Genomic DNA, 24848 nt, shown 5'->3' with positions numbered 1-24848 from the left:
CACGCGGGAGCCTGAGTCCCCCCCCCCACGCCCCACGGCGCGGGAGTCTGAGTTCCCCTCACGCCCCACGGCGCGCGGGGGTCTGAGCGGGGGCCGCGCGGGCGCCAGGGGCGCGGAGCCCCAGGGCGCCCCCGTGGCAGGCGACGGGAGGGGCGCCCCCTTCGGCGGCGGACCCTGACGCGGGGCGCTGGACAGCGGGCCTTGGCGCGGCACGCTGGACGGCGGATCCTCACGCGGGGCGCTGGACGGCGGCCCCCGCGCGGGGCGCTGGACGGCGGCCCTCGCACGGGGCACCCGACGGCAGACCCTGACCCGGCACGCTGGACAGCGGACCCTCGCGCGGGGGCACCCGACGGCAGACCCAGACGCGGGCGCTGGACAGCGGACCCTCGCACGGGGCACCCGACGGCGGACCCCCGCGCGAACGCTGGACGACAGACCCCCACGCGGCACACCGGACGACAGACCCCGACGCGGCACACCGGACGGCAGACCCTCGCACGGGGCACCCGACGGCAGACCCCCCGCGCGGCACGCTGGACGGCAGACCCTGACGCGGGGCGCTGGACGGCGGCCCTCGCGCGGGGCACCCGACGGCAGACCCCGACGCGGCACACCCGACGGCAGACCCTCGCGCGGCACACCCGACGGCAGACCCCCACGCGGCACACCCGACGGCAGACCCTGACCCGGCACACCCGACGGCAGACCCTCGCGCGGGGCACCCGACGACAGACCCTCCCGTGGCACACCCGACGGCAGACCCCCACGCGGCACACCGGACGGCGGGTCCTCTCGCAGGCGCTCAGGTGGGGGTGGCGGCGGGGAGGCGGACCTCGAAGCGGCAGCCGCCCTCGACGTTGCGGACCGCGGCCTGTCCGTCGTGGGCCTCCACGATGCCCCGGACGATGGCGAGGCCCAGACCGGCGCCCGCCGGGGGTGTGCGGGCGTGGCTGCCGCGCCAGCCCGTGTCGAAGACGCGCGGAAGGTCCTCCTCCGGTATCCCGCCGCAGCCGTCGGTGACCGACAGCACGACGGTGTCCGCCTCGCGCTCGGCGGCCACCGCGACCGTGCCGTCCGCCGGGGTGCGGCGGACGGCGTTGACCAGGAGATTGCCGAGCACACGGGTCATCTCCTTGCCGTCGACCTCCACCGGAACGGGGTCCACACGGCCGCCGATCACCTGGACGCCCAGCTCGCGGGCGAGCGGATCGACCCCGGCCAGGGCGTCGCCGACCAGGTCGTAGACGGAGATCCGGGTGGGGGCGAGGGACAGCGCTCCGGCGTGGATGCGGGAGAGCTCGAAGAGGTCGCCGACCATCGTGTTCAGCCGGTCCACCTCGGTGCGGATCCGGCGGAGGTAGCGGGCCGGGTCCGGGGCCACCCCGTCCTCCAGCGCCTCGGACATCGCGCGCAGCCCCGCCAACGGGGTGCGCAGATCGTGGGAGATCCACGCGACCAGCTCCCGGCGGGAGGACTCCAGGGCTCGCTCACGCTCACGGGAGGCGGCGAGCTTGGCACTGGTGGCGGCCAGTTCACGGCCGAGCGCCGCGAGTTCGGCGGTGGCCTGGCCGTCGGGGGCGGCGAAGCTTCCGCCGTCCCCGAAGGAGCGGGCGGCGAGCGCCAGCGCGTTGCTGCGCGCCACCACCCAGCGGCCCAGCAGCAGCGCGGTCGCCAGGGACACCACGGCGGCCATGGCGCAGACGGTGGTGACCACCGTCAGGTCGTGCGGGGACAGGAACATCGCCCAGGCGACGGCCAGCGTGCCGGTGAGCATCGCCGTGACCGCGACGGCGGCGACGACGGTCAGGGACACCGCGACCGAACGGCCGCGCACCAGCCGCAGCGCGAACGCGCCCAGCAGACCGGCCGCCGCGGCGCCGAGGAAGGCGAACGCCGCCATCAGGAACACATCACGCATCGCGGCCCCGCCCCGGTCCGACGCCCCGCCGCTCGTCCCGTCCCTCGTCCCGTCCCTCGTCCCGTCCGACGCCCCGCCGCTCGCCCCGTCCCTCGTCCCGTCCGCCGCCCCGTCCCTCGTCCCGTCCACCGCCCCGTCGCTCGTCGTGTCCGTCGCCATCGGCCTCGGGCGGGGTGTCGAAGCGGTAGCCGACGCCCCACACGGTCTGGATGAGCCGGGGCGCGGCGGGATCGTCCTCGACCTTTCCGCGCAGCCGCCGCACATGGACGGTGACGGTGGACAGATCACCGAAGTCCCAGCCCCACACCTCGCGCATCAGCTCCTCGCGGGTGAAGGCCACCCCCGGGTGGCGCACCAGAAAGGCCAGCAGGTCGAACTCGCGCACGGTCAGCGCGAGTTCCCGGCCGTCCCGGGTGGCGCGCCGGGCCAGCGGGTCGAGGGTGATCCCGGCCCGGTGCGCCACACCGTCCCGGGCGGTGGCGGACGAGGCGGAGCCGTGCGGACCGGTCCGGCCACGGCGCAGCACCGACTCCACCCGCAGCACCAGCTCCCGTGGGCTGAACGGCTTGGTGACGTAGTCGTCCGCGCCGATCTCCAGGCCGAGGATCCGGTCCTCCTCGTCGCCGCGGGCGGTGAGCATGATGACCGGCACCGGGCCCTGGTCCCGCAGCGCGCGGCACACCTCGAGCCCGTCCATACCGGGCAGCATCAGGTCGAGGACGACCAGGTCCGGCCGGCGGGCGGCGGCGCGGGCGAGCGCGCCGGGGCCGTCGGCGGCCCGGTCCACGGCGAAACCGGCCCGGCCGAGGTATCCGGCGACGACCTCGGCCACGGTCGGGTCGTCGTCCACGACGAGCACCCGGCCGGCTGGTGGGTTCTGTTCCATGCCGTACAGCGTGGCACCGGGAGCGGTCGCCGGGGCCGGTCGGGAACCCGCGGCCTGGCCGACGTCCGTGTTTCGTAAGAACCTGAAGCCCGGAATGTCGCTTTCTTCTTCGTAGTGTGGTGCGGGTGACGAACTCCTCCACCCCCTCCGCGGACGTCGTCCTGCCGTGTCTGGACGAGGCCGCCGCCCTGCCCTGGGTGCTGGCCCGCATCCCCGACGGCTGGCGCGCGATCGTCGTCGACAACGGCTCCACGGACGGCTCGGCCGCGATCGCCCGCGCCCATGGCGCCACCGTCGTGCACGAGCCCCGCCGTGGTTTCGGGGCCGCGTGCCACGCCGGACTGCTCGCCGCCGAGGCCGACATCGTCTGCTTCTGCGACTGCGACGCCTCGCTCGACCCCGGGCTGCTGCTCGCCTTCGTGCGGACCGTCGAGGCGGGCGGTGCCGACCTCGTGCTGGGACGGCGACGGCCCCGGGAGCGGGGGGCCTGGCCGGTGCACGCCCGGCTCGGCAACATCGCGCTCACCCGCATGCTGCGCCGGCGCACCGGCCTCGCGCTGGGCGACCTCGGCCCCCTGCGGGCCGCCCGGCGCGAACCGCTGCTCGCCCTCGGCCTCACCGATCGCCGTAGCGGCTACCCACTGCAGATGGTCGTGCGCGCCGCGGACGCGGGCTGGCGGATCGCGGAGCGGGACGTGCCGTACCGGCCGCGCACCGGGAAGTCGAAGGTCACCGGCACCTGGCGGGGCACCTGGCAGACGGTGCGCGATATGCGGGCCGTGCTGCGCCAGCCGCCGGTGGTCCGCGACCTGGCCGCCACCCCTCGGGCCGCGCGGTGAGCGCCGCGCCACGCGAGGGCGCGCACGCGGCGGAGGTCCCCCCGGCACCGGACCCGGCACCCAGGACACCGGACCCGGCTCCCCCGGCACCGGACCCGGCTCCCCCGGTACCGGACCGCCCCGGCGCCGGACCTGATACCGCTTCCGGTTCCGGGCCCGTCGTCGCCGTCGGTTCCGCCTCCCCGGCGGCTCCCGCAGGCAGGACGACCCTGCTCGTCATCGCCAAAGAACCCATCCCAGGGCGGGTGAAGACCAGACTCGCTCCCCCGTACACCTTCGCCGAGGCCGCCTCGCTCGCCGAGGCGGCCCTCACCGACACCCTGCACGCCGCGCTCACGATGCCCGCCCACCGCAGGGTGCTGGTGCTCGACGGACACCCCGGGCCGTGGCTGCCGCCGGGCTTCGAGGTGGTGCGGCAGTGCGACGGCGGTCTGGACGAACGGCTCGCCGCGGCCTTCGCCGCCTGCCAGGGCCCCACCCTGCTGATCGGCATGGACACTCCGCAGGTCACCCCGGCTCTCCTCGCCCCCGCGCTGGGCACGGACGGCTGGCAGGACCGCGACGCCTGGTTCGGCCCGGCCGCCGACGGCGGCTTCTGGGCCCTGGGCCTGGCGGAACCGGACCCCGGTCTGCTGCGGGGCGTGCCGATGTCCACCGCCGCGACCGGTGCCGCACAGCGGCGCCGGCTGACCGACGCGGGGCTGCGGGTGGGCGACCTGCCGGTGCTGCGCGACGTGGACACGGCCGAGGACGCCGAGCGCGTGGCGGCCGACGCCCCGGGCGGGCGGTTCGCCCGGACCCTCGCCCGGCTGTCCCGGGCCTCTGCGCGATGAGCACGGCCGAGTCGGTGCACAACGGATCGGTGCGCGGAGAGCCGGTGCGCGAAGCGTCGGTGCGCGAGCGGGCTCCCTCCCGCCGCGCGGGCGCCCCATGGCACGCCGACCCCTACGTCCGAGCGCTGCGCGCGGGCCGAGGACCGCTGTTCCTGCGCCGCGCCGACGGCTGGATGCTGCCCCTGGACGTCGAACGCTGGTGTGCCGACCCCGACGCGGCCGACCGGACCGTGCTGCGGCGATGTCAGAGCCCGACGCTCGACATCGGCTGCGGACCCGGCCGGCTGGTGGCCGCGCTGGCCCTGCTGGGCCGCCCCTGCCTGGGTATCGACGTCAGCCAGGCGGCCGTCGCCCGTACGCTCCGTGCGGGCGGGCCCGCGCTGTGCCGCTCGGTCTTCGAACCGCTGCCCGGGGAGGGACGCTGGGGCACGGCGCTGCTGATCGACGGCAACATCGGCATCGGCGGCGATCCGCGGGCCCTGCTGGCGCGCGTCGCCCAGCTGATCGTCCCCGGCGGGCTGCTGCTGGTGGAGGCGGCCGCGGCCGATGTGGACGAGCGGGTGCGCGTACGCGTGGACGACGGGCGGGGCGGAGTGGGCACGGCCTTCCCCTGGGCCCGGGTCGGCATCCCGGCCCTGCTGCACCACGCACGCACGGCCGGCTGGGCCCCGGCCGAGCAGTGGACCGCGCAGGACCGCGGCTTCATGGCGCTCCGCCGCACACCGCCCGGACCCCGATCCGCCACGGAGCGCTGAGCCGTGCCCACACGGTCCCGCGGTCTCCTGACGCCCGGCCAGCTGCTTCGGCGCACCGGCCAGCTGCCCCGGCGAACCGGCCGGTGGCCGATGGCTGATGGGTCGGCGGACCGGCCCGGCCCCTCAGCCACCGGCCGACCGCTGCGGCGCACCACCGCGAGGCCCGGCCGGGCGCCGCCCGGCGGCGCGCCCCGCCCCGCCCGCGCGGACGCGCGGGCGCGCGGAGCCCACCCGTGGATCGCGCCGCTCGTCCTCGCCGCGCCGCTCGGCTCGCTCGTCGCCGTCCTGATCCTGACCTTCCGGCAGGTACGTACGCCACCGCCTGGGCGCTCTTCGCCGCCGCCGCGTGGACGGTCCGCCGCCTGGGCACCCGTCAGGCCGCGAGGCCGGTACGTGGATCGGGACGCTGGGGTACGCGGTGGCCGGTGGCCGCGGTCACGGCCGGTGGGGCCGTACGGGGCCTGCGGCGGGCTTCCGCGGATCCTCCGCCCCGGCCCGACGGCGGCGCCGCGGGCGGCGCCACCACACCCGGATCGCCAGCCACAGGGCCGAGACGGCGAACAGCCCCGCGGTGATCAGCAGCCAGCGCGGCCAGAAGACGCCGGCGGTCAGCCCGGTCGCGTGCTCGTAACGGCGCTCCTCCCGGCCGAGGATCAGCGGGAACCACACCAGCAGCAACAGCCCGGAGACGAAGGCCGGCACCCGTACGTGGTTGATCCACGAGGCCGGGGCCGGGAGCGCGGCGCGCACGGCCCGGTCCGCGAGCGCGTACAGCGGCAGCAGCACCAGATCGTGCAGGACGGCCGCGCCCACCAGCCAGAGCAGGATGCCGAACCAGTCGCCGCGCAGCAGCCTGATCCCCGCGTACGCGGTCAGCGCGAAGGAGGCCAGCAGCAGCGGCAGTCGCAGCGGCGCGCCGCCGTGCCCCCGCCGCACACCCCACCGGATGCCCCGGAGACCACCCCGCAGGCCCCGCCCAAGGCCCCGCCGCAGCCCCGGCATGAGAGGCATAAGAACGCGCACCAGTCCCCTCATGCCCTCTCCCCGAACGTCAGCCGGCCGACCCACTTGATGTTGTGCACCCCCGGCGCCCCCGGCACGATGATCCGCGCCGGATAGCCGTGGTCCGGCGACAGGTCCGCGCCGTTGACCTTCAGGGCCAGCAGTGAGCGCGGGTCGCGGACCTGGGTGTCGCTCAGGACGACGCTGCGGAAGGAACCGTGCCGCTGCACCGACTCCACCAGGACCTTCGGCGGCCGGTCGGCATGTCCCACCAGCGCGGCGAGGTCGGTCAGCCGTACCCCCTCCCACCGCTGGTCGGACGTGGACCAGCCCTCCACACAGGCGATGGGCAGCGCCGCGCCGTGTCCCGGCAGCCGCAGCAGCTGCTGCCGGGTGAGGACGGTTTCGCGGCCGGTCGCGCCCCGCACCACCAGCCGCCAGCCGGGCCCGATGTCACGGGCGCGGATGCCGACCCCCACGGCGGTCTTGTTGATCTGGAAGCCGTTCGGCCCCCGTCCCGGGTCGCGCCCGTGCGGGGCGAGCAGGGCGCTGGTGCGCAGCGGGCCGCCGATGCTCTGCCCGGCCGTCACCACCAGCAGCGCGAACGAGCCGGTGCCGACCATCGCGAGCGCGCCCCGCCGGGACATGGTCGGCGCGGCCGGGCGCGGGCTGACCAAGCCGGTGTCGTCGGGCGGCTCCGGCCGGGTGGCCGACACCGGCGTGCGCAGTTCCGCCCGCAGGTCGCGGCCGCGCAGCGACCGCGCCATACGCGGCAGGCGCAGCGCCACATGGACCACGAAGGCCGCCATGAAGATCCATGCCCCGTAGAAGTGGAGCGGGTAGAACGACCCGGGGAAGACGTAGTCCAGCTGGACGTTGAGCACCCCGGTCACGAACTCGAACAGCCCGCCGCCGACCAGCGCGAGCAGCGAGATCCGCTCCAGCGCGTACCCGACCGACCGCACCGGCGGCCAGGCGAAGAGTCTGGGGATGACCGACCACAGCTTCGCCAGCAGCACCGGCACGAGCACGATGCCGAGGGTGACGTGCACGCCCTGGGTGACGCGGTAGAGCCAGGAGGGGCGGGTCGGCCAGGAGAAGAGGTAGAAGCCGAGCAGCCCCTTGTCCGGGGTCTCGTCGTTGACCGGGGACAGATCGGGGTTGTAGGCCGCGTACGACAGCAGACCGGTCACGAAGAGCACGGGGATGCCGACGAGCAGGACCAGGCCGAAGACGGAGGTCAGCCAGGGGCCGCGGAGCGGGCTCCGCCATAGGGCGGGACGGTTGCGGTCGGTGTGGGGGCGGTGGCTCATGGCTTGACCGTAGGACCGCCGAACCGCGTTCCGGGGCCTTGCCGCCATGACGAAACGGTGACGTCGCCCGCCTGGCCACGAGGATCTGACGGTTCGATGACGGCGCATGGCGCGGCGGCCCGACAGCGGGCTCCGCGACGTAGCGTGACGTCGTGAAACTCCCCTTGCGCAGCGCCAGCGCCACCCGGGCCGACGAGGACGCCGCACGGACCGGCCGCCGGTGGGACGTGCTCGCCGCCTCCGCCGCCGCCGTGCTCTTCGCCGTCGCCGCCGTCGTCGGCACCCTGATCCAGCGGGCCGATCACTCCCTGTACGTCGACTGGGCGCCGCTGTACGCCGACTGGCTCCCCCACGTGGGTCCGGGCACGCCCGCCGCTCTGGCCGTCGCCGCCGCGGTCGTCGTCCACGGGCCGCGGCTCGCGGCGCGGCTGCCGTGGCGCGGGCTGCTGGGGGCGGTGTGGGCCGCTGCCATGGCCTGGACCTGGTCCCTGGCGCTGGTCGACGGATGGCACCGGGGGGTGGCGGAGCGGCTGACCACGCGCCACGAGTATCTGCGCGGTGTCGACCGGTTCCACGACATCGGCGCCGCCCTGCGCGGTTTCACCGGCCACATCCTGCTCACTCAGCCCGACCACTGGCCCGCGCATATCGCCGGCCATCCACCCGGCGCCGTGCTCACCTTCGTGGCCCTGGACCGGTTCGGCCTGGGCGGGGGTGGCTGGGCGGGGGCCTTCTGTATCACCGTGGGCGCTTCGGCGGCGGTCGCGGTCCTGGTCACGCTGCGCGCGCTGGGGCGGGAGCACGCCGCCCGCGCGGCCGCCCCGTTCCTGGTCCTGGCGCCCGGGGCGGTCTGGGCGGGCGCCTCGGCCGATGGCTGGTTCGCGGCCATCGCGGCCTGGGGGCTCGCCCTGCTGGCGCTCGCGGCGACGCGTACGGTCCGGGCGCCCCGGGCCGTCGCGTTCGGCTCCGGACTGCTGCTGGGGCTGACGGTCTATCTCTCCTACGGGCTGACGCTGCTCGCGCTGCCCGCCGTCGCCGTGCTGCTGCTCGCCCGCACCGCGCGGCCGCTGCCCTTCGCGCTGACGGGGGTGGCGGCGGTGGCGGGCGCGTTCACCGCGGCCGGGTTCCGGTGGTGGGAGGGCTACTCCCTGCTGGTGACGCGCTACTACCAGGGCGTCGCCTCGGAACGACCTTACGGGTACTGGGTCTGGGCCAACCTGGCCGTCGCGACGGTGGTCGCCGGCCCGGCCGGGGTCGCGGGTGTGCGGCGTATGCTCGCGGCGGTGCCCGATGTCCTGCGGCGGCAGCGCCGGGGCGGGGCCAACGCCCCGGACGGGCTCGTCGTGCTGACCTTCGCCGCGCTGCTCGCGCTCGCCGTGGCCGACCTGTCCGGGATGAGCAAGGCCGAGACGGAGCGCATCTGGCTTCCCTTCCTCCTCTGGCTGCTGCCCACCACCGCGCTGCTGCCCGCTGACGACCGACGCCGATGGCTTCTGGCCCAGGCGTGTCTCGCACTGGCCGTCAATCATCTGCTGTTGACCGGTTGGTGACGGAGACCCGTGTGAAGAGCACGTGATACTTCTGTGATACTAGGGGGGACGTACATCTGTACTGTTGCCAGGGGGCGGGACCCGTGAAGGCGCTGAAGATCATGAAGGCGTTGAAGGCTTTACACGCGAAGAACGCCTATGGCGTTGCCGCGCCCATAGGCGCGCTGACGGCCGTGGCCGTGGTGGTGGCGCTGCTGATAGCCCTCACCTCGCGCGGGGACACGAGCGAGGCCCCGGGCGAGGATCTCCCGGCCGTCGCGGCGTCCCCCAAGTCGGACCGGGTCCCCAAAGAGGCCAAGAAGAAGGACAAGTACGCCGACTGGGACGGCAAGGTCAAGGTGCTCGGGGACGCCTCCACGTCCTACACCGGGCCGCAGCCGCACCAGCTCAAGCCGGAGAAGCTCAAACCCGGTGAGAAACCGCCACAGTTCGTGGTCTTCTCCTGGGACGGCGCGCTGGAGAACGACGACCACCTCTTCTCCCGTTTCCGCCAGGTCGCCAAGGAGAGCGACGCCACGATGACGTTCTTCCTGAGCGGCATGTATCTGCTGCCCAAGTCGAAGAGCGACCTCTACCAGCCGCCGCAGCACAAGCGGGGCTCGGCCGCCATCTCCTTCCCCACCGACGAGCACATCAGGGAGACCCTGGAGCAGTTGCGCGGGGCCTGGCTGGACGGCAATGAGATCGGCTCCCACTTCAACGGCCATTTCTGCGACGCCAAGGGCGGCGAGGACTGGTCCACCCAGGAGTGGAAGAGCGAGACGGAACAGGCGTACTCATTTGTGAAGCACTGGAAGACCAACACCGGCTTCACCGACATCGAACCGCTGCCGTTCGACTACGACGTGGAACTGGTCGGCGGGCGCGCCCCGTGCCTGGAGGGTCAGAAGACGCTGATCCCGGCCATCAAATCCATGGGCTGGCGCTATGACGCGAGCTCCCCGGGCGACTTCCAGCTCTGGCCGTCCAAGGTCGACGGAATCTGGAACTTCCCGCTACAGCTGGTGCCGTACCCGGAGAGCGAGAAGCAGGTCCTGTCGATGGACTTCAACTTCCTCTACAACCAGTCCGGTGACAGCACCGAGGGCGATCCGGCGAAATACCCGGAGTGGGAGCGGCTGACCCGCCAGGGCTATCTCAACGGCTTCGAGCGGGTCTACAACGGCAGCCGGGCACCGCTGTTCATCGGAAATCACTTCGAGACCTGGAACGGCGGCATCTATATGCAGGCCATCGAGGACGTGATGAGGAGCGTATGCCGCCGCGACGGTGTGCGGTGCGTGTCGTTCAAGCAGCTCGCCGACTGGCTGGACGCCCAGGACCCGAAGGTGCTGGAGAAGCTGCGGATGCTGGACCCGGCGCAATCGCCGGACTGGTCGACGTACACCAAGACCGAATAGCGTTCCGCTCGGGCCCGAACCGCCCGGCCCTGTTCCGCCCTTCGGTCCTGTTCCGCCGCCTCGTCCTATTCCGCCGTTCGATCCTGTTCCGCCGACCGGTCCTATTCCGCCGTCCGGTCCGTCATATAGCTCTTCCAGATGTCCAGGGGGTAGGTGTCTCCCGAGTCGGCGGCGCCTTCCCCGCCCAACCCCTCCAGCGGCATCAGCTCCTGGGTCTTCGGGTCCAGCCGGGACAGCGAGACCGCCGTCGACAGCTCCTTGGTGTAGCCGACGAACCAGGCCGAGGTGCCGTCCTGCGCCGTGCCCCCCTTACCGGCCACCTCTTCCCCGGCCACGGCGGCCCCGTGCGCCGCACCCGACGGGCTCTGGACCGCACCGCGCAGCGCGTCGTCCACCTCCGCCGCGACCTCGGCGCTGAAGGCCCGCTTGGCACGGTCCTTGCGCAGTTCCACCTTCTCCCCGCCGTGGGTGAGCCCGCTCACCGAGTAGGGCGGATTGTGCGTACCGCCGGCGGCGAAGGTCCCGTAGGCGCTCGCCATACGGATGGAGCTGGGGGTCGCGGTGCCGAGCGAGAACGCGGGCACCCGCTCGCCGAAGCTGCTGGGCAGCAGCCCCGCGTCGATGGACGCCCGCCGCACCTCGTCCAGGCCGACGTCCATGCCCAGCTGCATCATCGGGGTGTTGATGGACTGCACGATCGCCTGGCGCAGCGTGACCTGCCCATAGGACACGTCACCGTCGTTGGTGGCCCGCACGATCTTGCCGCTGCGGTCCCAGTACGGCCCCTCGGGCGTATGCACGGCGACCTTGTTGTCGCCGTCGTAGAGCGTCGAGGGCGTCACAGGCGTCCGAGCCCCGTTGCGTTCCAACAGCACCCCGTCGCGCAGCGCGGCGGCGTAGACGAAGGGAGTGAAGGAGGTGCCGGCCGGGACATTGGAGGCGTTCGCGTCGTTGAACCCCTGTTTGAGGTAGCCGGGGCCGCCGTAGAGCGCGCGAATGGCACCGTCCGGAGCCACCGAGCCGGCGCCGATGCGCACATTGCGGTCCTCCGGGCGCCGCTCGGGGTCGAGCTTGCCCCGGGTCTCGTTCACCGCCTTGGTGAGCGCGTCCACCTTCGACTTCTCGAAGGTGGTGTGAATCTGATAGCCGCCCAGGTCGAAATCGGCGTCGGAGACATCGGTGTGGGAGCTCACATACGCCTTGGCGGTCTCCACCAGATAGCCGACCTGACCGGTGAGTCCGACCGGTTTGGGCTCCGGCTGGGGCTCGGGGAACGTCGTATAGCGCGCCCGCTCGGCCTTGGAGAGCCGGCCGATGTCGACCATCCGGTCCAGCACCCACTTCCAGCGTTCGACCGCCCGCTTGTGGTTCTTGGCGCTGAGCGTCGGATCGAATGTGCCGGCGCCCTTGAGCAGCGAGGCGAGCAGCGCGCCCTCGCTCGCGTTGAGTTCCGAGACGTCCTTGCCGTAGTACGCGTACGAGGCCCGCTGAATGCCGTAACTGCCGCGCCCGAACCAGCTGGTGTTGAGATAGCGCTGGAGGATCTCCCGCTTGCTCATCCGGTCGTCCAGCTTGATGGCCATGAACATCTCGGTGAGCTTGCGGGAGAAGGTCTGGCGCTGATTCAGGTAGGCGTTCTTCACGTACTGCTGGGTGATGGTGGAGCCGCCCTGGGTCTCACCGCCCGTCACCATCCGGGTCACGGCCCGCATCAGCCCGCTCGGGGACACCCCGCTGTCGGAGTAGAAACTGGCATTCTCGGCGGCGAGCACCGCCCACTGGACCTTTTCCGGCACCCTGTCCAGCGGCACCTCCTGCCGGTTGACCGGACCGGTGCGGGCCATCTCCGTGCCGTCGGCCCAGTAGTAGACGTTGTCCTGCTGGGTGGCGAAGTCGTTGAGGTTCTTGGGGATGTCGGTCTGCAGGTAGAGATAGCTCAGCAGACCGGTCAGACTGCCGAGGCAGAACAGGAAGAACAGGGCTATCTGACGCCACGACGGCAGCCAACGCCGCACCCCCCGCCGCCCCGCCCGGGGGTAGTCCAGCCGGACGTGCGCGGCCGCCCAGCGGCGCAGCCGCCTCCCCCGGCTCCTCGAAGGCGGCCTGCTGCGGTGCTTGCGGTGCTTCCCCATGGCGTTGTCGCTGCCCAGCACGTGTTTCCCCCACGCTCGCTCCGCGCGCGGGCGCGGCATACAGGTGTGATCTTCCATCCCCCAGACCAGACCGATCCTATTTTCCCGTCCGAACGTCTGTCGTCATAGGGCCCCAAATTTTTGTAACAGTGGCCATATTCAGCGACACCGCCCACCCGGGACCTCCCGCGTTACGCCCTGAAGCTCAAATGAACCTCTGAACCGGACGGCCGGGGGATTCGTCCTCCCTCCGAGGGGTCATCACCCCGGCACGCGAGAACACACCGCGGGGGACGCGGTACGGAACGAGGAGGGGGAGCCATGGTGCGCCTCGGTACCGGAATCGGCTGGCGCCCGGAGATCGCCGAAGACATCGCGCGGCTGCCCGGCATCGACTGGGTGGAGGTGGTGGCGGAGAACGTCTGCCCCGACCATGTGCCGGACGCGCTCCGTCGGCTGCGCGAGCGCGGGACCACGGTGGTCCCGCACGGGGTGTCGCTCGGCCTCGGGGGAGCCGAGCGGCCCGACCCGGACCGCCTCCGGGCACTGGCCGAGCGGGCCGAGGCACTGGGCTCGCCGCTGGTCACCGAGCACATCGCGTTCGTCAGGGCCGGGGGGCCGCGGACCGCGTCACCGGTCATCGAGGCCGGGCATCTGCTGCCGGTGCCGCGGACCCGTGACGCGCTGGACGTGCTGTGCGAGAACGTGCGCATCGCGCAGGACGCGCTGCCGGTGCCGCTGGCGGTGGAGAACATCGCGGCGCTGTTCTCCTGGCCCGGTGAGGAGATGACCGAGGGTCAGTTCCTGGCCGAGCTGGTGGAGCGCACCGGGGTGCGGCTGCTCATCGACGTGGCCAATCTGCACACCAACCACGTCAACCGGGGCGAGGACCCGGCCAAGGCGCTGGACGAGCTGCCCACGTCGGCGATCGCCTACGTCCATGTGGCGGGCGGGGTGGAGAGGGACGGGGTGTGGCACGACAGCCACGCCCATCCGGTGACCCAGCCGGTCCTCGACGTCCTCGCCGAGCTGTGCGCCCGTACGACGCCGCCCGGCGTGCTGCTGGAGCGCGACGAGGACTTCCCGGCGGCCGGGGAACTGGCGGGCGAGCTGGACGCGATCCGCGCGGTGACGACGGCGGGCGCCTCGGACGCGGCGCGCGCCTCGGATGCGGCGGGCGCCTCGTATGCGGCGCGCCCGGTGACGACGGCGGACGCCCCGGAAGCGGCGCGCCCGGTGACGACGGCGGGCGCCGCCGAAGCGGGCCGCGCGGTGACGGCAGGCCGCGCTCCGGTGCGGACCTCCGCCGCCACCGCCGCCATCAGCTCCGCCGTCACCGCCCCCGCGCCCGGCGGCCCCGTGCCGGACGCCGTCCGTGAGCGGCTGGCGCTGGCCCAGACCGCGCTGCTGTCCGCGCTGGTCGCGGGCACCCCGGCGCCGGAGGGCTTCGACCGGCGGCGGCTGCGGGTGCAGACCGCGGCGCTGACCGCCAAGCGCGCGTCCGTGGTCGCCAAGGTGGCCCCGGAGCTGCCGGAGATCCTGGGCGGCGGCTACCGTACGGCGTTCGCGCGGTACGCCGACGGCCGCCCGATGACCGGCGGCTACCGCCGCGACGCGCTGTCGTTCGCCGAGCATCTGCTGGCGGACGACCGGCCCGACGACCCGGCGGCGCGGCGCGAGCTGACGCTCTGGTGGCGGGAGCGGTCCGGCCCCGCGCCCCTGGCGGCCCATCCGGCGGCCCGGCTGGCCCGCCGGGTCCGGCTCGCGCTGAGCGGGCGGTGAGCGGCGTGAACACGGCGGTGATCCTGTTCTACGCGGCGGTGGCCGTCTTCTCGACGGCGCTCATCGCGGGCACGGCCACGGCCCGGGGGAAGGTGGCCACGGAACCGGTGGGCGACCGGGCGCACGACCTGCTGGAGGCGGCGTTCCTGGCGGGGGGTCCGGGCCGGGTGGCCGACACCGTGATCAGCGAGATGTACGCGGACGGACGGCTGGCGGTCGGCGGGCCGGGCGTCCTCTCGGTACGGCGGCAGGTCGCCCGCGGTCCGGTCGAGGAGGAGGTGCTGCGGCTGTGCGCGCGCTCCCCGCACGGCGCGCTGCACTGGCTGCGCCGGGAGCTGATGCGCAGCCGGGCGGTGCAGGTGATCGGTGACCGGCTGGCCCGGCGCGGGCTGATGGTGCCGCCGGACGCCCTCCGCTTCTGGCACGGACTGGCACAGCTCCAGCTCGGGCTCTGCTTCGTGGCCACGTTCCTGGGCTTCGTGATGACCATCTCCGCCACGGACGGCCACGGGGTGCCGCTGATTTTCAAGCTCGTCCCCGGGCTGTTCGCCGGCTTCGTCGTCGGCGGCGCCTGCGTCAAGGCGAGCAAGCGCCGGCTGACCGCGGCCGGGAAGCGGGCGCTGGCGGTCTACCGGAAGGAGTCGGGGGTCTCGGCGTACCGGAGGGAGGTCTTCGAACAGCGCGGACGGCACGCCCTGTCCGCCGGACAGGGCGCGGCGGTCCCCGTGGCCGTCGTGGTCGCGCTGACCGGGGCGGCCGCGCTGGTCGGCGAGCCGGCGCTGCGGGACCACCTGCTGGAGGCGCAGAAGGCGACCAGCACCGTGGCCTCCCCGGCCGGCGGCGGGGCCTCGACCTCCCCGGGCACCTCCTCCTGCTCCGCCGGCGGATCGTGGTGCGGTGGCGGCGGCTCCGGCTGCGGAGGCTCCTCGTGCGGCGGCTCGTCCTGTGGCGGGGGCGGAGGCGGGGGCGGGGGCTCCTCGTGCGGTGGGGGCGGTGGAGGCAGCGGCTGCGGCGGCGGAGGCGGCTGCGGCGGAGGCGGCGGGGGCGGCGGCTGCGGCGGAGGGTGAGCCGCCGCAGCCACGGGCCGCATCCCCGTCCGGGTCCCCCCGGCCCGGCGGGTTAGAGAGGCCCGGCAGGCCCGGCAGGTCTGGCACGCCCGGCGAGCCCGGCACGCCCGGCAGGTCTGGCACACCCGGCGGGCCCGGCAGGCCCGGCGGCCCCGGCACACCCGGCGGGCCCGGCAGGCCCGGCGGCCCCGGCACACCCGGCGGGCCCGGCAGGCCCGGCGGCCCCGGCACACCCGGCGGGCCCAGCAGGCCCGGCGGCCCCGGCACACCCGGCGGGCCCAGCAGGCCCGGCGGCCCCGGCACACCCGGCGGGCCCAGCACACCCAGCACACCCAGCAGACCCAGCACGCCCGGCGGGCCCAGCACGCCCAGCAGACCCAGCACGCCCGGCGGGCCCAGCACACCCAGCAGACCCGGCACGCCCCCGCGGCGGGCCGCCGCCCAGCGCTCCGGCGGCGGTGCGGGCGACGGCACCGACGGCGAGCTGCTCACCGCCCTCGCACTGCGCGGCCCGGCCGCCCTCCCCGACCCGGCGCTGCGCGCGGCGCTGAAGGCGCATTGGGGTCATTGACCCCGACACCGCGGCCCGGTGCTTTACATGACCATCCGCCGCACCAAATATCCCTTTCATTGCGTGATGCCCGAATCATTGCGTGATGCGGGAAGGTCTGCGCGATGCCCGGAGGTCCGGCGCGATGCACGAAGGGAGGGGCCGGTGAGAGCAGCACCGCTGTACGGCATCCTCGGACCGCTGTCCCTGTCGCTGACCATGAGCGCCCTGCTGGCGACGCCCGCCACCGGCCGCCCGCTCGCCGCGCCCGCCGTCCGCGCCGCCACGACGGCCACCGCCGCGACCACCTGGTCCGTCCCGGCCCCTGCCGGTGCGGCGGGCGTGCCCCTCACCGCCCCGGCCGCCACCGCGCCCCGTTCGGCCCCCGCCGCCCCCACCGCGCCTGCCGCGCCCGGCTGGTCTGCCTGGTCCGGCTCAGCCGCCTCAGCCGCCCCGCCCGGCGGCGCGGCCGCGGCCCGTGGGGTGGCGCTCGCCGCCCGGCGCGCGGCGCAGCGCGGTGTCACCTTCCGCCGCTGTCCCCGCGCCGAGCAGCTGGCCGCCCCCATCACCTGCGGAAAGGTCTCCGTACCGCTCGACTACACCCGTCCCCGCGGCAAGCACATCGCCCTCACCGTCAGCCGGGTCCGGGCCACCGGCCCCACGGCGCGGCGGCAGGGCGCGCTGATCTACAACCCCGGCGGACCGGGTGCCTCCGGTATGGCGTTCCCGGAGTACGCGGCCGAGGACGCCTTCCGCCGCCTGGCCGCCGCCTACGACTTCGTCGGCTACGCCCCGCGCGGCGTGGGCCGGTCCGCCCCGCTGTCCTGCCGGCGGCCGTCGGCCCACGCCAAGGCGCCGACCAGCTCCCCGCCGCATCCCACCGCCGCGTTCAAACGGCGGCTGGTGGCGCGGGCACGGGCCTACGTACGGGGCTGTACGCGCCGCTCGGGGCGCGCCCTCGCGCACTACACCACGCTGAACAACGCCCGTGACCTGGAGGTGCTGCGCGCGGCGCTGGGCCAGCGGCGGCTCACGTTCGTGGGCGCCTCGTACGGCACGTACTACGGAGCCGTCTACGCCACGCTCTTCCCCGGGCGGGTGCGCCGGATGGTCTTCGACAGCGTGGTCAACCCCGCCCCCCGGCAGATCTGGTACCGCGACAACCTCGACCAGTCGGTCGCCTTCGAACGGCGCTGGCGGGACTGGCGCCGCTGGGTCGCCCGGCACCACGCCGTCTACCACCTGGGCCGCACCGCGGACCGGGTGCTCGCCTCCTACGAGAAGGCGCGGCGGCGGCTGGGGCGGAAACCGGCGGGCGGGGTCATCGGCACCGCCCAGCTCCAGAACGCGTTCCTGCGGACCGGCTACAACGACGCCTACTGGGATCCGTCCGCACGGGCGCTGGCCGCCTATCTGCTCGGTGACCCCGAGCCGCTGATCGCGCTCGCCGCGCCCGATCCGGCACAGGCGGCCGCCGACGAGAACGGCAGCGCCGTCTACACCGCCGTGGAGTGCAACGACGCGCCCTGGCCGCACGCCTGGGCCACCTGGAACCGCGACAACACCGCCCTCGCCCGCCGCGCGCCCTTCGAGACCTGGAACAACGTGGCGATGAACCTGCCGTGCGCCTTCTGGCCGCTGAAGCACGGCCGCCCCGTCGATGTGGGGTCCGTGGAAGCCGTGGGTCCCCGGCAGGAACGCGCGGCGCTGCCGCCGGTGCTGCTGCTGTCAGCGGAGCGGGACGCGGCCACGCCGTACGCGGGGGCGAAGGAACTGTGGCACCGGCTGCCCGGCTCCTCGCTGGTGACCGAGCGGAAGGCGGGCACCCACGGTCTGTGGGGCGGCCCGAACGACTGCGTCAACCGCCATGTGGACACCTATCTGCTGACCGGGCGGACCCCGGGCCGGTCCGCCTTCTGCGCCCCGCGCCCGGAGCCCGAACCGCTGCCGGAACCGGCCCCGCTGCCCGAGTCCGGCAAGCAGCCGGCCGCGCTCCCGGGCACGCCGTAAGGCGGGTACGGGACAACCGGGACGGGACGGCCGTCCGGCCGTCCCGCCGTGAGCGTCAGGGAACCCGTCAGGCCAGACCGGCGACGAGCTCGGAGACCTCCTTGCGCCGCCCGGTGAAGAACGGCACCTCCTCGCGCACGTGCCGACGCGCCTCGGAACCGCGCAGATGGCGCATGAGGTCGACGATCCGGTGCAGCTCGTCCGCCTCGAAGGCCAGGATCCACTCGTAGTCGCCGAGCGAGAAGGACGCGACCGTGTTGGCGCGCACATCGGGGTAGCCGCGCGCCATCTTGCCGTGGTCCGCGAGCATCCGGCGGCGGTCCTCGTCGGGCAGCAGGTACCAGTCGTAGGAGCGGACGAACGGGTACACGCTCACGTAGTCGCGCGGGTTCTCGTCCGCGAGGAACGCCGGGATGTGGGACTTGTTGAACTCGGCCGGGCGGTGCAGCGCCATGTTGGACCACACCGGCTCCAGGGCCCGCCCCAGCCGGGTGCGGCGGAAGAGGTTGTACGCCTCCTGGAGGGCGTCGGAGGTCTCCGAGTGCCACCAGATCATGACGTCCGCGTCGGCGCGCAGCCCGGACACGTCGTAGGTGCCGCGCACGGTGACGTCCTTGGCGGCGAGCTGGGAGAAGAGTTCCTCGACCTCGTCGGCGTAGCCGGTGCGGTCCTCCGGCAGCACATCGCGCAGCCGGAACACCGACCACAGGGTGTAGCGGATGACCTCGTTGAGGTCCTTGGCCTTCTTACCGGCGTTGGGAGTCTTCTCAGGAGCAGCAGTCATGACCCTATTCTCGCTCTCCGGCTCCGGAGCCCGGCTCCAGGGTGGCCGCCAGGGTGCCCAGCAGTTCATCGGCCGCCTTACGGCCGCTGCCGACGCACGCCGGGATGCCCACGCCGTCGTAGAGCGCCCCGCACACGGCCAGCCCCGGCACCTTGGCGACCTCGGCGCGGATGCGGGCCACCCGGTCGAGATGGCCCACCGGGTACTGGGGCAGCCCGCCGTCCCAGCGGTCCACCCGGGTCGCCACGGGCCGGGCCGTCAGGCCGACGGCCTCGCCGAGATCGGCGAGCGACATCCTTACCAGGTCGGCGTCGTCCCGCTTCAGATCCGCCTCGTCGTCAAACCGCCCGATCGAGGTACGCAGCACGAAGAGATCGGGGTCGGCGTCCCGCAGCCAGCCCCACTTCCGGCTGGAGAACGTCGCCGCCTTGATCGTCCGGCCGTCCACCGGCGGCACCAGAAAGCCGCTGCGCTCGGCGAGCGCGTCCACGCCGAGGATCGCGTCACGGCGGAAGGCCATGGTGACCAGTGCCATGGAGGCGTAGTCGACGGTGGCCAGCTCGGCGGAGGCGACCGGGGAGAGGCCGGTCAGCAGCCGGGCGGCGGCGGGCGCGGGAACCGCCAGCACCACCGCGTCGGCCGCCACCACCGGCGGGCCGTCCGCGCCGTCCACGGCGACGGTCCAGCCGTCGGCGGTGCGCCGCAGCTCCCGCACGGGCGCCTCGGTGCGGATCTCCCCGCCGGCGGCCCGTACGGCGTCGGCGACCGCGAGCGGCAGCCGGCCGATCCCGCCGTCGATGCCCATGAACACTGGGCCGTCCTGCCGTCGCGCGGCGCGCTCGGTCAGCTCCCGGACGCCCTCGGTCAGCGGGCGGGCCGAGCGGGCCACGTCGAAGAGGGTGGGGACGGACGCACGCATCGAGGTGCGGTACACATCGCCCGCGTACACCCCGCCCAGCAGCGGTTCCACCAGCCGGTCCACCACCTCGCGGCCGAGCCGCGCCGCGATGAATTCGCCGAGCGCCACGTCCTCGCCCACCGGTGTGGGCGGCAGCTCCCGGTCACGGGCGATCCGGGCCAGCCCCTCCTCCGAGATCACCCCGGACGCGGCCAGCGGCGCCAGATCGCCGGGGACGCCCATCACATGCCCCTTGGGCATCGGGCGCAGCCCGCCGCGCGTCCAGAGGGAGGCGGTCGCGGTCGCGGGCGGCTGAAGCCGGTCGCCGAGGCCCACGGCGCGCGCCAGCTCGACCGCCTCCGGGCGGCGGGCGAGCATCGACTCGGCGCCGAGGTCGACCGGTACGCCCTCGATCTCCCCCGCGCGCAGCTTGCCGCCGAGCCGCCCCGACGCCTCCAGGACCGTCACCCGCGCCCCGCCGGCCAGCAGCCGGTGGGCCGCCGCCAGCCCCGCGATGCCGCCGCCGATGACCACGACATGGCCGGTGCGTTCCGTCCCCGGGGTGTTCGCCGCTCTCATGCCCCCACTCTCTCACTCGCCCCCGGGGCCCTTGAGAGGGGTCCGCAGGTCCCTCGAGAGGGGTCCGCAGGTCCCTTGAGAGGGGTCCGCGCGGGCGACGCGAGGCCGCGACGACCCGTCGGTGGCGAGTGCCGCCGGCTCACCGGCCGCCGCCGGGCCCTTGAACTCCGCGAACGCCTGCGAAAACACGGCGGTTCATGGCGCCGTGGGAGGCGGCTCCGGCCGCGGAGGGTCCTCGCGCGGCGCCTCGTCCTGCGGCGGGGCGGGGGCTCCTGGTCCGCTGGGGCCGGGCCGCGACGGCGGCAGCGCTGCGCCGGGGGCAGGGTTGCGCCGGCGCGCCGGGGCGGGGCTGCGCCGGGGCGGGGTTCAGAAGGACTTCAAGGGGTGCTGGGCCGAGGCCGTGGCCAGGTCGGCCTCGATCCGGGCCGCGGCCGCGCACAGCGCCGGGAGCAGGTCCCGGCGAACGCTCTCGGCGGTGCCGCGACCGGCGTGGGTCGCCACGTTGAGTGCGGCCACTACGCGCCCGCGCGCGTCCCGTACGGGCACGGCGAGCGACCGCAGCCCCTCCTCCAACTCCTGGTCGACCAGGGCGTGCCCGTCCGCCGCCGCGCGCTCCACGATGCGCGCCAGCTCGGGCACGGAGGTCACGGTGTGCCGGGTGAGCGGCCGGGGCTCCACCCCGGCGAGATGGGCGGCACGGGCGTCGGCGTCCAGGCCGGCGAGCAGCACCCGGCCCATGGAGGTCGCGTAGGCGGGGAAGCGGGTGCCGATGGTGATGTTGACGCTCATGATGCGGACGGTGGGGACGCGTGCGATGTAGCGGATGTCGCCGCCGTCGAGGACGGCCAGGGAGGCCGACTCGTGGACGGTGCGGACCAGTTCGCGCATATGCGGCTGGGCGATCTCGGTGAAGCCGAGGTCCGCGAGGGGGGCGTAGCCGAGCTCCAGCACCCGTGGCAGCGGCCGGAAGAACCGGCCGTCGGCCTCGGCGTACCCCCGCTCGACCAGCGTGAGCAGCGAGCGCCGGGCGGTGGCCCGCGCCAGCCCGGTGGCCTCCGCGACCGCGCTGAGCGTCATTCCGCCACGCCGGGCGCCGCCGTACGGGCCCGCGTCGGCCCGGCCCCGCACCCCGTCGGCCGGCCCCCGGCCCGGCCCCGCCTCGGCCTGACCGCCCGTCAGGCTGCCGCTGCTGTCGGAGGTTTCCCGCGCCGCGCCCCCGGCCGCGTGGGCCTCGTCCTGAGGGGCGCCCTCCGTCCCGCCCAGTGCCCGCAGCACGGTCAATCCCCGCGCGAGCGACTGGAGGAACCCCGCTCCCAGCTCCCGCTTGGCCACCCGCGCGGGGTCCTCGCCCACGGCCGTCGGCGCCCCGTCCGGGGCCGGGGCGGACGCGCCCGTGACCGAAGCGGCCGAAGGGGCCACCGGGACCGAAGCGGCCGAAGGAGCCGATGCGGCGGGGTACGGCGGCGGAGCCGCCACCGCCGCCGCCATCGCCGGGAGTTGGGCGCTCAGCGGGCCCAGCGCCATCGCCCGCAGCGAGTCCACGTCATGGCGGCTGGTGTGGCTGACCACGTTGACCGCGCAGACGATACGGCCCGACGCGTCCCGTACCGGAACGGACACCGCCACCAGGCCCGGTTCGATCAGCTGGTCGTCGGCGGCCCAGCCGTCGCGCGCGGTCTCCTTGACGCGGGCCTGGAAGTCGGCCGTGACGTGGGCCTCGACGTCGGCGTCGGATGCGGGCCGGGGGCGGGGCGGGACCGCCGGGAAGGTGGCGTCCAGGGGGTCCTCGGCGCGGCGGGCGTGCCAGGCGGCCCAGTCGGCCTCGGACCACTCGGTGGCGAAGAGCGCGCCGGGGGCGCAGCGCTCGGCGGGGAGCAGATCGCCGATGCGGAAGGCGAGGGACATGGTGCGGCGGCGGGTGGCCTGGACGACGAAGCGCACTCCGTCGCCGTCGGGGACGGCGACCGAGACCGACTCGTCGAGGCCGTCCGCGAGCCGCTCCGCGAACGGGCCGAGCGCACCGGGCAGTCCGCTCGCCGCCAGATACGCGTTGCCCAGCTCCATCAGCCGGACCGCGAGGCCGATGTCGCGCCCGTCGAGCGTCACGTAGCCGAGCTGTTCGAGCGTGCCCACCACCCGGTCGACCACGGACCGGGCGAGCCCCGTGCCACGGACGAGATCGCCGGGACGGACCGTGGTCCGCCCCTCGTGCGCGGCCAGCCGGGTCAGCTCGCGCAGCACGGCGAGACCGCGCTCGAGGGGGCCGACGGGGCCATTGACATGCGGGGGCACCGGGCTGAAACTCATCACCAGCCGATTATGAACGAAGTTTCACTCCGCGAACAACCACAGCAACAAGCCACAGTGACAAGCCACAGCAAGGGGACAATGTGATGCGCACGACCGTCGGCATCATCGGCGGCGGGCCCGCCGGTCTGCTGCTCGCCCGGCTGCTGCACCGCGCCGGGATCGACTGCGTGGTGCTGGAGAGCCGGGACCGGGCGTACGTCGAGCGGCGCCAGCGGGCCGGAATCCTGGAGCAGGGCACCGTGGACGTGCTGCGGGAGTGCGGCGCCGGCGAGCGCCTGGACCGCGAGGGGCTGCCCCACCACGGCATCGAGCTGCGCTTCGACGGCCGCGGCCACCGCGTGGACTTCCCCTCCGCCACCGGCGGCAAGTCGGTGATGGTCTACGCCCAGACGGAGATCGTCAAGGATCTGATCGCGCTCCAGCTGGACGAGCCCGGCGGTCCCCCGCTGCTGTTCGAGGCCGAGGCGCTGGCCATCGAGAAGCCGGACTCCGCCGCGCCCGTGATCCGCTTCCGCCACCACGGCCGCGAACAGACCCTGACCTGCGACTACGTGGCGGGCTGCGACGGCTTCCACGGCATCGCCCGGCGCGCCGTCCCCGCCGACCGGGTCCGCACCTTCGAGCACGGCTATCCCTACTCCTGGCTCGGTGTGCTGGCCGATGTGGCGCCGTCCTGCGAGGAGCTGATCTACGCTCGCCACGAGCGCGGCTTCGCCCTGCACAGCATGCGCTCCCCCCAGGTCTCCCGGCTCTACCTCCAAGTGCCCAATGGCACCGACCCGGCGGACTGGTCCCATGAGCGGATCTGGGACGAGCTGTCGGTCCGCTTCGCGCTCGACGGGGACTGGACGCTGGAGCGCGGCCCGATCACCGCCGTCTCGGTCACCCCGATGCGCAGCTTCGTCCAGGAGCCGATGCGCCACGGCCGGCTCTTCCTGGCGGGCGACGCGGCGCATATCGTGCCGCCCACCGGCGCCAAGGGGCTCAATCTGGCCGTCAGCGACGTGATCACCCTGGCCCGTGCGCTGATCCACCAGCAGGAGACCGGCTCGTCCGAGCTGCTGGACGGCTACTCGCGGACCTGTCTGCGCCGGGTCTGGCAGGCCCAGCGGTTCTCGTACTTCATGACGGACACGCTCCACCGGCACCCGGACGCCGGCCCGTTCGAGGACCGGCTGCGGCTCGCGCGGCTGGAGCGGATCGCCTCCTCCCCCACCGCCTCCGCCGAACTCGCCGAGAACTACGTCGGTCTCCCGCTGTCATGACCTCACCACGCCCGCGCGCCCCCATGGGCACACCGCGCTCCCCGGCCCCCCGCCGCCCGGACACCGGCCGCTCGGTCGCGGGCCGGATGCTGGCGGTCCTCGGCGCGTTCGACGCCTCGCACCGCTCGCTGACCCTCACCGCCCTCGCCCGGCGCGCCGGACTGCCGCTGGCCACCGCGCACCGGCTGGTCGCCACGCTCACCCGCTGGGGCGCGCTGGAGCGCGACGCCACCGGGGCGTACCACGTCGGACTGCGGCTGTGGGAGGTGGCGATGCTCTCACCGCGCGGGGGCGGGGTGCGCGAGGCGGCGCTGCCGTTCATGGAGGACCTGTACGAGGCCACCCACGAGAACGTCCAGCTGGCCGTGCGGGACGGCCTGGAGGTGGTGTACGTGGAGCTGATCTCGGGGCGCTCCGCGGTCCAGGTGCGCACCCGGGTCGGCAGCCGCTGGCCGCTGCACGCCACCGGTGTCGGGCTGGTGCTGCTCGCCTACGGGCCGCCCCGGCTGGCCGAGCAGGTGTGCGCCCGCCCGCTGCGGCGTTACACCGAGATGACGATCCAGGACCCGCACCGGCTGCGGGCCGTCCTCGCCGAGGTGCGGCGCACCGGGATCGCGGTCAGCGAGCGGCAGATCACCATGGAGGGGCTGTCCATCGCCGCCCCGGTGCGCGGGCCGGGCGGGGAGGTGGTGGCCTCGCTGTCGGTGGTGGTGCCGGCCGGGGAGGGGGTGGCCCCGGGGCTGATCCCGGCCGTACGGGTCGCGGCCCACGGCATCTCCCGCACCCTCGCCGCCTAGGGTCTTTCCCGCCCGCCCCGATGACGTCCGGTGGGCCGGACGCATGCGCGGACACCGCCGGGGCTCTCGGAGCGAAAGCGTCCCGGCCGGGGCCGGCAGGAAGGCTGAGACCGGCCGGAAGACCGGAGCCGAGAGGCCCGGCGCCCGGCGCCGGACGGGCCACAGTGACCGTGGG

Annotated in this window: 18 protein-coding genes; 10 read left to right on the top strand and 8 right to left on the bottom strand. The window is 74.6% G+C overall.

The window, feature by feature from the left end:
- Positions 1–805: 805 nt before the first annotated feature.
- Both PS467_RS30890 and PS467_RS30885 read right to left on the bottom strand, forming a co-directional pair.
- Complete coding sequence (locus PS467_RS30890; RefSeq protein WP_268974954.1) at positions 806–1921, bottom strand: sensor histidine kinase; 1116 nt, start codon at positions 1919–1921, stop codon at positions 806–808.
- Positions 1914–2807: a response regulator transcription factor gene (locus PS467_RS30885; protein ID WP_311037950.1), complete on the bottom strand. Its 894-nt coding sequence runs from the start codon at positions 2805–2807 to the stop codon at positions 1914–1916. The genes PS467_RS30890 and PS467_RS30885 overlap by 8 nt, the downstream gene beginning before the upstream one ends.
- Before the next feature lie 116 nt (positions 2808–2923).
- On the opposite strand from PS467_RS30885, the gene PS467_RS30880 reads away from it, so the two are divergent.
- The 3 genes from PS467_RS30880 (at position 2924) to PS467_RS30870 (ending at position 5234) form a co-directional block, all read left to right on the top strand.
- Positions 2924–3646 carry a glycosyltransferase family 2 protein gene (locus tag PS467_RS30880; RefSeq protein ID WP_311037949.1) on the top strand — a complete coding sequence of 241 codons (723 nt, stop codon included), beginning with the start codon at positions 2924–2926 and terminating at the stop codon, positions 3644–3646.
- A 209-nt stretch (positions 3647–3855) separates the two neighbouring features.
- Positions 3856–4479, top strand: a complete 624-nt coding sequence (locus PS467_RS30875) for a TIGR04282 family arsenosugar biosynthesis glycosyltransferase (protein WP_311040007.1) — start codon at positions 3856–3858, stop codon at positions 4477–4479.
- Entirely contained in the window at positions 4476–5234 is a 759-nt protein-coding gene (locus PS467_RS30870; RefSeq protein ID WP_311037948.1) for a methyltransferase domain-containing protein, read from the top strand. The genes PS467_RS30875 and PS467_RS30870 overlap by 4 nt, the downstream gene beginning before the upstream one ends.
- 435 nt (positions 5235–5669) lie before the next feature.
- Here the strand turns inward: PS467_RS30870 and PS467_RS30865 are convergent, their stop codons facing one another.
- Both PS467_RS30865 and PS467_RS30860 read right to left on the bottom strand, forming a co-directional pair.
- Positions 5670–6236, bottom strand: a complete 567-nt coding sequence (locus PS467_RS30865) for a hypothetical protein (RefSeq protein WP_432280764.1) — start codon at positions 6234–6236, stop codon at positions 5670–5672.
- Between the two features lie 29 nt (positions 6237–6265).
- A complete protein-coding gene (locus tag PS467_RS30860; RefSeq protein ID WP_311037946.1) occupies positions 6266–7549 on the bottom strand; it encodes a molybdopterin-dependent oxidoreductase in 1284 nt (427 codons plus the stop codon).
- 152 nt (positions 7550–7701) lie between these two features.
- Between PS467_RS30860 and PS467_RS30855 the strand changes: the two genes are divergently transcribed.
- A complete protein-coding gene (locus PS467_RS30855) occupies positions 7702–9099 on the top strand; it encodes a hypothetical protein (protein ID WP_311037945.1) in 1398 nt (465 codons plus the stop codon).
- Positions 9100–9200: 101 nt separating this feature from the next.
- Positions 9201–10499: a polysaccharide deacetylase family protein gene (locus tag PS467_RS30850; protein WP_311040006.1), complete on the top strand. Its 1299-nt coding sequence runs from the start codon at positions 9201–9203 to the stop codon at positions 10497–10499.
- Positions 10500–10600: 101 nt separating this feature from the next.
- Here the strand turns inward: PS467_RS30850 and PS467_RS30845 are convergent, their stop codons facing one another.
- Positions 10601–12652 (bottom strand): transglycosylase domain-containing protein, encoded by a 2052-nt coding sequence (locus tag PS467_RS30845; protein WP_432280656.1) that lies wholly within the window; start codon positions 12650–12652, stop codon positions 10601–10603.
- A 300-nt stretch (positions 12653–12952) separates the two neighbouring features.
- Here PS467_RS30845 and PS467_RS30840 point away from each other — a divergent pair, with 300 nt between their 5' ends.
- The 3 genes from PS467_RS30840 to PS467_RS30830 all read left to right on the top strand — a co-directional run bounded on the left by PS467_RS30840 (position 12953) and on the right by PS467_RS30830 (position 18040).
- Positions 12953–14413: an MbnB/TglH/ChrH family RiPP precursor modification enzyme gene (locus PS467_RS30840; RefSeq protein ID WP_311037944.1), complete on the top strand. Its 1461-nt coding sequence runs from the start codon at positions 12953–12955 to the stop codon at positions 14411–14413.
- A gap of 5 nt (positions 14414–14418) precedes the next feature.
- Positions 14419–15480, top strand: coding sequence for a TIGR04222 domain-containing membrane protein (locus PS467_RS30835; RefSeq protein WP_311037943.1), 1062 nt, complete (start codon positions 14419–14421; stop codon positions 15478–15480).
- A gap of 715 nt (positions 15481–16195) precedes the next feature.
- On the top strand, positions 16196–18040 hold the full coding sequence (locus tag PS467_RS30830; protein ID WP_311037942.1) for an alpha/beta hydrolase: 1845 nt from the start codon (positions 16196–16198) through the stop codon (positions 18038–18040).
- A gap of 67 nt (positions 18041–18107) precedes the next feature.
- Here PS467_RS30830 and hemQ read toward each other — a convergent pair whose 3' ends face one another.
- The 3 genes from hemQ to PS467_RS30815 form a co-directional block, all read right to left on the bottom strand.
- Entirely contained in the window at positions 18108–18824 is a 717-nt protein-coding gene (gene hemQ / locus PS467_RS30825; protein WP_268974943.1) for a hydrogen peroxide-dependent heme synthase, read from the bottom strand.
- Between the two features lie 4 nt (positions 18825–18828).
- Complete coding sequence (gene hemG, locus PS467_RS30820; protein WP_311037941.1) at positions 18829–20301, bottom strand: protoporphyrinogen oxidase; 1473 nt, start codon at positions 20299–20301, stop codon at positions 18829–18831.
- 366 nt (positions 20302–20667) lie between these two features.
- On the bottom strand, positions 20668–22608 hold the full coding sequence (locus PS467_RS30815) for an IclR family transcriptional regulator domain-containing protein (protein ID WP_311040004.1): 1941 nt from the start codon (positions 22606–22608) through the stop codon (positions 20668–20670).
- 86 nt (positions 22609–22694) lie between these two features.
- On the opposite strand from PS467_RS30815, the gene PS467_RS30810 reads away from it, so the two are divergent.
- Together PS467_RS30810 and PS467_RS30805 are read left to right on the top strand one after the other, a co-directional pair.
- Complete coding sequence (locus PS467_RS30810; protein ID WP_311037940.1) at positions 22695–23876, top strand: 4-hydroxybenzoate 3-monooxygenase; 1182 nt, start codon at positions 22695–22697, stop codon at positions 23874–23876.
- The gene (locus PS467_RS30805) at positions 23873–24673 is read left to right on the top strand and encodes an IclR family transcriptional regulator (RefSeq protein ID WP_432280655.1); all 801 of its coding nucleotides are present in this window, start codon (positions 23873–23875) and stop codon (positions 24671–24673) included. Before PS467_RS30810 ends, PS467_RS30805 begins: the two co-directional genes overlap by 4 nt.
- The last annotated feature ends 175 nt before the right edge of the window (positions 24674–24848 follow it).

This window comes from Streptomyces luomodiensis (genome assembly GCF_031679605.1).
In the GTDB taxonomy this organism is placed as follows: Bacteria; Actinomycetota; Actinomycetes; order Streptomycetales; family Streptomycetaceae; genus Streptomyces; species Streptomyces luomodiensis.
Note: the sequence above shows the minus strand (reverse complement) of the source record. Positions and strands in the feature narration are given on the sequence as shown.